This is a genomic window from Azospirillum oleiclasticum (assembly GCF_013423485.1).
GTDB classification, from domain to species: Bacteria; Pseudomonadota; Alphaproteobacteria; order Azospirillales; family Azospirillaceae; genus Azospirillum; species Azospirillum oleiclasticum.
Window position 1 is genome coordinate 370,841 of record NZ_JABFFR010000007.1, and the last position, 6,674, is coordinate 377,514.

The following is a 6,674-nucleotide window of genomic DNA, read 5'->3' on the forward strand; positions in this document are numbered from 1 at the left end:
CGCTCACTCCCACGGGGCGGGCAGGCGCACCTGGCGCCAGATGGGGCTGGACAGCGTCTTGTCGATCTCCTCGCACAGCGCCACGATGCCGTCGTAGCCGGCGTAGGCGTGGTGCCGCTCCTGGTTGATGTCGAGCCAGGGCACCTTGGCCTTCAGCGAGATGAACTGCGACCGGCCGCCCGACAGCATGATGTCGGCTTCGCTGTCGCGCAGCATCTTGTAGATGTCGCGGGGCTTCAGGTCGTCCCACATGTGGAACTCCTTCCCCTTCGCCTTCTTGATGCGCTCCTTGTCCTCCTTGGTGGACTTCTTGGTGGAGGTGCCGACGATGGTCAGGCCGGCGGTCTCCAATGCGGTCACCATCGACCAGGATTTGACGCCGCCGGTGAAGAGCAGCACGCGCTTGCCGTCGAAGCGCGCCCTGTAGGGCTCGAGCCGGCGCCAGACGCGGCTCTCCTCCCGCGCGATGACACCCTCGGCGCGGTCGATCAGCTCCTTCTTCGCGCCGCGCTCCACCAGCATGCGGGTCATGGTGCGCAGCGTGTCCGACATGTCCGACACGCCGTAGAAGGAGCCCTCGAAATAGGGGATGCCCCAGCGCTCCTCCATCTTGCGGCCGACATTCACCAGCGCCTGGGAGCAGACCACCATGGTCAGCCGGGCGCGGTGGGCCCGCGCCACCTCGTGGTAGCGGGCGTCGCCGGAGATGCAGGACAGCAGCCGGATGCCGATCTCGTCGAACAGCGGCTTGATCTGCCACAGCTCGCCCGCGAGGTTGTATTCGCCGATGATGCAGACGTCGGTGTCGGTGCTGACTTCGGGCTCCTCGGTGCCGATCACATGCTCCAGCAGCGCCTCGCCGGCCAGCTTGTTGCCGAGATTCTTGGACCCGACGAAACCCGGCGCGTTGATCGGGATCACCGGCTTGCCGAACTTCCGCGAGGCGTGCTTGCACACCGCCTCCACATCGTCGCCGATCATGGAGGGGACGCAGGTGAGATAGACGAAGACGGCCGGCGGGTCGTACTGGGTGATGATCTCCTTGATCGCCTTGAACAGCTTCTTCTCGCCGCCGTGGATGACGTCCAGCTCCGACAGGTCGGTGGTGAAGCCCATCCGGTAGGTCTGCGGGCCCGACGACTTGGAGCCGCGGTTGTCCCAGCTGTTGCCCAGGCAGGCGATGGGGCCGTGGACGAGGTGGGCGACGTCGGCGATGGGCTGCAGCGCGATCATCGCCCCGTCATAGGCGCAGCCGCCGGCGGCGGCCCCCGGCTTCAGCGCCTTGGTGCAGCCCTTCTTGCGCTCCTTCTCCGACTTCGCCTGGTTCTTGGCGCAGCCGGGCTCGTTGAAGACTTCCTGCACCTTGTCCTGCAGCATGCCCGTCTCCCGCGTGAGCGTCGATGGCGGACGGCCCGCCGAACACGACGATGCACGGGACGTGCCACCCGGGGCATGCACGCCAACGCATTGATTCCTATGGAAGAGCGGTCCGGTGTCGGGCTGTGCGATAGGCGACAATGGCGCTTGGTCCTGTCGCCTTCCCGACACCCGTCGTCAGCCGTAGAAGCGCAGGAAGAAATGGACGGTGAGCAGCGCGCCGGTGGCGATCACCCCGCGGCGCAGCCAGACGGCCGGCACGCGCCGCGCCCAGCGGGCGGCCAGCCAGCCGCCAGCCACCGCCCCCACCAGCCCGGCCAGGGCCGCCGGCCACGCCACCACCCCGGACAGCACGAAGGTGGCGATCGACACCGCGGTGATGACGGAGGCGACGAGGTTCTTCAGCGCGTTGGCGTCGTGCACGTCGTCGTGCCCGAGCAGCGCGTAGCAGGCCATCAGCAGCACCCCCAGCCCGGCCCCGAAATAGCCGCCATAGACCGCGAAGGCCAGCTCCACAGCGATGGCCGCGGCGCCGGTCCGCCCCAGCTCCCCCGGCATCAGCGCGCGCAGCCGCGGGCCGAAGGCGAAGAGCAGCGTCGCCAGCAGCAGCAGCCAGGGGATGAGACGGGCGAAGGCCCGGTCCCCCGTCCACAGCAGCAGCAGCGCCCCCGCCAGCCCGCCGGCCATCGCCACGGCCAGACGTCGGCCGAGCCCCGGCTTCAGCGCCGCCAGCCGGTCGGCGTAGGCCGGCAGGGCCGCGGCGTGGCCCGGCCACACCGCGATGGCGCTGGATGCGGTGGCGGTGATGGGCGGCAGCCCGGCGGCCAGCATGGCGGGGAAGATGAAGAAGATGCCGCCGCCGGCAATGGCGTTGACGCCCCCGGCGACGATTCCCGCTACCGCGATCAGCAGAAGGTCGGGCATGCTCATGCGGCGCGGTCCTTTCAGCGATCGTCATCTCATCACACCAGTTTCTCATCCCTATCATCCGCCAATCCAACGACGGAAGCCTCCTTCTGCGCCGATAGGATGCATGGCAGAAAGGATGTTCACGCATGACGACGACCATCGCGGTCTACGCGCTGGCCGCCCTCGGCGAGATAGCCGGCTGTTTCGCCTTCTGGGCATGGTTGAGGCTGGGGGCGTCGCCCTGGTGGGCGCTGCCCGGCATCGCCAGCCTGACGCTGTTCGCCCTGCTGCTGACGCGGGTGGATGTGGATTTCGCGGGCCGCGCCTTTGCCGCCTATGGCGGCGTCTACATCGCCGCCAGCCTGTTGTGGCTGTGGGCGGTGGAGGGCATGCGTCCCGACCGCTGGGACCTTGTGGGGGCGACCCTGTGTTTGTCGGGCGTGGCCCTGATCCTGTGGGGGCCGCGTGGAGCGTGAGCGCCTCATGGTCCATGCCCGGGTTCCGCCCGGCCGGGAATGGCCGTATGATGGCCAAATTGTGGGGGAAGGAAGCGAATGGCTCAGCCATCCGGCGACGACAGCGGCGGTTTGGACGACCTCACGGTCGAAGCGGCGACCATCCTCGCCGAAGCCGTGCGTGAGGGAGCCGTTCCGGGTGTCCTCGAATTCCGCACCATCGGCGGCGCGCTGGACCGGGCCATCTCCTCGCGCAGCGCCGCCGACCTGAAGCAGGCGGGCGCGGTGTTCAACCGGCTGGAAGGCGACGTGCGCGAGGACATCGCCGACCGCGCCTACACCAAGGCCAAGGCACGCCGCCGCGGCCGCCGCGGCAAGAGTGCGCTGCTCACCACCTTCGGGCGCGCCAAGAGCACGGACTGAAACGCAGCCGTGACGGAGCGGAATGCCGCTTCGCCTGTTCTCCGTCGGGACAGGGGAGGGCACGCATGTTCAGCGACATCTGGTACAAGAACGCGATCGTCTACAGCCTTTCCGTTGGCTCGTTCCTCGATTCCAACGGCGACGGGGTCGGGGATTTCCACGGGCTGGAGGAACGGCTCGATTATCTCCAGGGGCTCGGCGTCACCACCATCTGGCTGATGCCGTTCCAGCGCTCGCCACGGCGCGACCATGGCTACGACATCGTCGACCACTACAGCATCGACCGCTGCTACGGCACGCTGGGCGACTTCGTCGCCTTCACGCACGCCGCCGCGGTGCGGGGATTGCGGATCATCATCGACCTGGTGATCAACCACACCTCCGACCAGCATCCCTGGTTCCAGAGCGCCCGCAGTTCGCCCGACAGCTCCCACCGCGACTGGTACCTGTGGTCCAAGGAGAAGCCGGCGAACGCCGACGAGGGCATGGTCTTCCCCGGCGTGCAGGAAACGACCTGGACCTGGGACGACCAGGCGCAGGCCTACTACTTCCACCGCTTCTACAAGTTCCAGCCCGACCTCAACACCGCGAACCCGGCGGTGCAGGAGGAGATCCTGAAGATCATGGGCTTCTGGATCCAGCTCGGCGTGTCGGGCTTCCGGATGGACGCGGTGCCCTTCATCATCATGCGGGAAGGCGCGAACGTGACGGGTCAGGAGCTGCAGTTCGGCATGCTCCGCGACTTCCGCGCCTTCGCCCAGTGGCGGCGCGGCGACGTGGTGCTGCTGGCGGAGGCCAATGTCCCGCCGGAGGAATCGGCCGAGTTCTTTGGCCGGGACGGTGACCGCATGCACATGATGTTCAACTTCGCGGTCAACCAGCGCCTGTTCTACGGCTTCGCCACCGGTGATGCGCGTCCGGTGGCGACGATGCTGAAGGCCACCCGCGACGTGGTGCCCGACACCGCCCAATGGGGCATCTTCCTGCGCAACCATGACGAGCTGGATCTGGGCCGGCTGTCGGAGGAGCAGCGCAACCGGGTGTTCGAGGCCTTCGCCCCCGACCCGTCCATGCGGCTTTACGGCCGCGGCATCCGCCGTCGCCTTGCCCCCATGCTGGGTGGCGACCGGCGGCGGCTGGAGCTGGCCTACAGCCTGCTGTTCACGCTGCCCGGCACGCCGGTGCTGTATTACGGCGACGAGATCGGCATGGGCGAGGATCTAAACCTGCCCGAACGGGATGCCTGTCGCACGCCGATGCAGTGGTCGGGCGATCCGCAGGGCGGCTTCACCACAACGGAGAAACCGGTGCACCCGGTCATCGACGACGGGGATTTCGGCTTCCGCCGGATCAACGTCGCCCGCCAGCGCCGCGATCCCGAATCCTTGCTGAACTGGATGGAGCGCATCATGCGCATGCGCAAGGAATGCCCCGAGATCGGGCTCGGCACCCACCGCCTGCTCGACACCGGCGATCCGGCGCTGCTGGCGCTGCGCTACGACTGGCGCGACAACGCGCTGGTGGTCGTCCACAACTTCGCCGGCGAGGAGAAGAAGGCGGTCCTGGAACCGGGCGAGAAGGACTGCACCGACCAGCTCGTCAACGTCCTCTCCGACAACCACAGCGATCCGGACGAGGCGGGACGCCACCATGTGACCCTGGAACCCTACGGCTACCGCTGGTTCCGGCTGGGGCGGGGGGATCACCTGCGGGAGTGAGGGAGGGGGGGATTCCCCCCTCACATCAGATCACGTCGTCCGTCCGCGAGGTCGTCTCGCCGTAACGCCGCAGCGCCGGTGGTTTCAGCCCCGCGTAGAGACCCTCCACCCGCTCGTTGATCTCGCGGGTGGACTGGTCGAACAGGCCGTTGCCCTTCAGGTCGCTCTCCACCAGGAAGGGGCCGAGCTTTTCCACCTCGAACACCCACATGGCCTGGGCGATGCCCAGCTCCTCCAGCCAGTGGCAGGCGGCGACGCGGCGGATGCCGCGGCCGAGCAGGGCGCCGGTGCCGTAGCCGACGGTGGTCAGGTAGACGGCCCCGTTCGGCACGAAGTGGGTGCGGTAATCCTCCTCCGTCATGCCCCCCTTGCCGATGATGATCTTGCAGCCGGACAGCGGGAACCAGCGGGGGAGCCAGCGGGAGAAGCGGAAGCTGGCGGTCGCCGTCACCGCGCCGACGTTGAAGGTCCCGTCCTCGTTCACGCTTGCGGCGGGCGAGCAGTGGAAGTTGACGTTGGAGACGGAGGCGAGGTCCACCGGCGGGGCGTGCCCCTCGTCCAGGATGCGTTTGTAAAGGCCCTCGCGGCCCGTGTAGATCACCCCGTCCAGATAGACGACGGTGCCCAGCTCCAGCTTTTCCAGATCCTCCGGCTGCACGGGAACCGTCAGCCGCACTTCCTTCAGCGTGCTCATTCCACGGTCTCCCGGCGATGGTGGGGGGTGAACCAGGTGGGGTCGGTGCGGAACTCCACCTTGCCGTCGGGATGCAGGCGGGCGCAGGCGCGCCGCGACGACAGGCAGAAGGTGTGGACGCTCACCGGCATGCCGCCGGTGTGGGCGTAGGCCACCTCGATGTGGCAGTCCACCACCATCGACTTGCCGACGAAGCCCATCGGCCCCATGCCGATGTTGTTGCCGAGGTCCTTCAGCTCCAGCTCCAGCGCGGCGATCTTGGGGTCGGGGTTGCGGTCGCCGACGGTGCGCAGGCAGGCCGCCTGCTTGCCGATCACCATGCAGGTGTCCTTCGACCCGCCCAGCCCGATGCCGACGATGGCCGGTTGGCAGGCCAGCCCGCGCTTGCCGAACTGCATCATGGCGTCCAGGAAGAAGCGCTTGATGCCGTCGATCCCGTCGCCGGGGAACAGCATCCGGTAATCGGTGCCGAACAGCCCGCCCTTGTGCACGGTGGTGATGTCGATCCAGTCACCGCCGGGCTCGAAGCTGTACTCGATCTCCGGGGCCAGGATGCCGACGTTGTTGTTGTGGTCGACGCGGGTCAGCGGGTGCACGCGGTTGGGGCGCAGCGGGATGTCGTGGGTGGCCTTGGCGGTGGCGCGGCGCAGCGCGCGCTCCAGCGCCACGAAGCCGCCCTCGACCGACGCCTCGTTGCCGCACTTCACGTAATAGCGCGGCAGGCCGGTGTCGGCGCACATGGCGCGGCGGTCCTGCTCCGCCACCTCCCAGTTCTCCAGCATGGCCTGGAGCACGAAGCGCGACAGCTCGTTCTCCTCCGCCTGCAGCATCACGCGGATGCCGTCGCGGTAGTCCTGCGGGATGTCGATGGCGGCACGGCGCATCAGCTCCTGCCCGACCTCCTCGATCAAGGCCGCGGGGATGCTCCGGGATGTGGTGGTCAGCATCGTGTGATCCTCCGGTGGGCCTCCCTCGCCCGCCTCCGGCGGGAGAGGGAAGGGGCCCGCGCGAAGCGTGGGAAGGGTGAGGGCTGGGACTTCGGAAAATCCAAGGCCCTCACCCTCCCGCTTCGCGGGTCCCTCCCTCTCCCGCCGGGGG

Annotated in this window: 7 protein-coding genes; 3 read left to right on the forward strand and 4 right to left on the reverse strand. The window is 68.2% G+C overall.

Going from position 1 to position 6,674, the window contains the following annotated elements:
• Positions 1-3 precede the first annotated feature (3 nt).
• Positions 4-1,377 (reverse strand): nitrogenase iron-molybdenum cofactor biosynthesis protein NifE, encoded by a 1,374-nt coding sequence (gene nifE, locus HL658_RS11770; protein WP_180281870.1) that lies wholly within the window; start codon positions 1,375-1,377, stop codon positions 4-6.
• A gap of 177 nt (positions 1,378-1,554) precedes the next feature.
• Positions 1,555-2,307 (reverse strand): sulfite exporter TauE/SafE family protein, encoded by a 753-nt coding sequence (locus HL658_RS11775; protein ID WP_180281869.1) that lies wholly within the window; start codon positions 2,305-2,307, stop codon positions 1,555-1,557.
• A 125-nt stretch (positions 2,308-2,432) separates the two neighbouring features.
• On the opposite strand from HL658_RS11775, the gene HL658_RS11780 reads away from it, so the two are divergent.
• The 3 genes from HL658_RS11780 (at position 2,433) to HL658_RS11790 (ending at position 4,882) form a co-directional block, all read left to right on the forward strand.
• Complete coding sequence (locus HL658_RS11780) at positions 2,433-2,762, forward strand: YnfA family protein (RefSeq protein WP_180281868.1); 330 nt, start codon at positions 2,433-2,435, stop codon at positions 2,760-2,762.
• A 78-nt stretch (positions 2,763-2,840) separates the two neighbouring features.
• Positions 2,841-3,164 carry a hypothetical protein gene (locus HL658_RS11785; protein ID WP_180281867.1) on the forward strand — a complete coding sequence of 108 codons (324 nt, stop codon included), beginning with the start codon at positions 2,841-2,843 and terminating at the stop codon, positions 3,162-3,164.
• A 65-nt stretch (positions 3,165-3,229) separates the two neighbouring features.
• Positions 3,230-4,882 (forward strand): alpha-amylase family protein, encoded by a 1,653-nt coding sequence (locus HL658_RS11790; protein WP_180281866.1) that lies wholly within the window; start codon positions 3,230-3,232, stop codon positions 4,880-4,882.
• Between the two features lie 25 nt (positions 4,883-4,907).
• Here HL658_RS11790 and HL658_RS11795 read toward each other — a convergent pair whose 3' ends face one another.
• Both HL658_RS11795 and HL658_RS11800 read right to left on the reverse strand, forming a co-directional pair.
• Positions 4,908-5,576 carry a fumarate hydratase C-terminal domain-containing protein gene (locus HL658_RS11795; protein WP_180281865.1) on the reverse strand — a complete coding sequence of 223 codons (669 nt, stop codon included), beginning with the start codon at positions 5,574-5,576 and terminating at the stop codon, positions 4,908-4,910.
• Positions 5,573-6,523, reverse strand: coding sequence for a fumarate hydratase (locus tag HL658_RS11800; RefSeq protein WP_180281864.1), 951 nt, complete (start codon positions 6,521-6,523; stop codon positions 5,573-5,575). The genes HL658_RS11795 and HL658_RS11800 overlap by 4 nt, the downstream gene beginning before the upstream one ends.
• Positions 6,524-6,674: the final 151 nt, after the last annotated feature.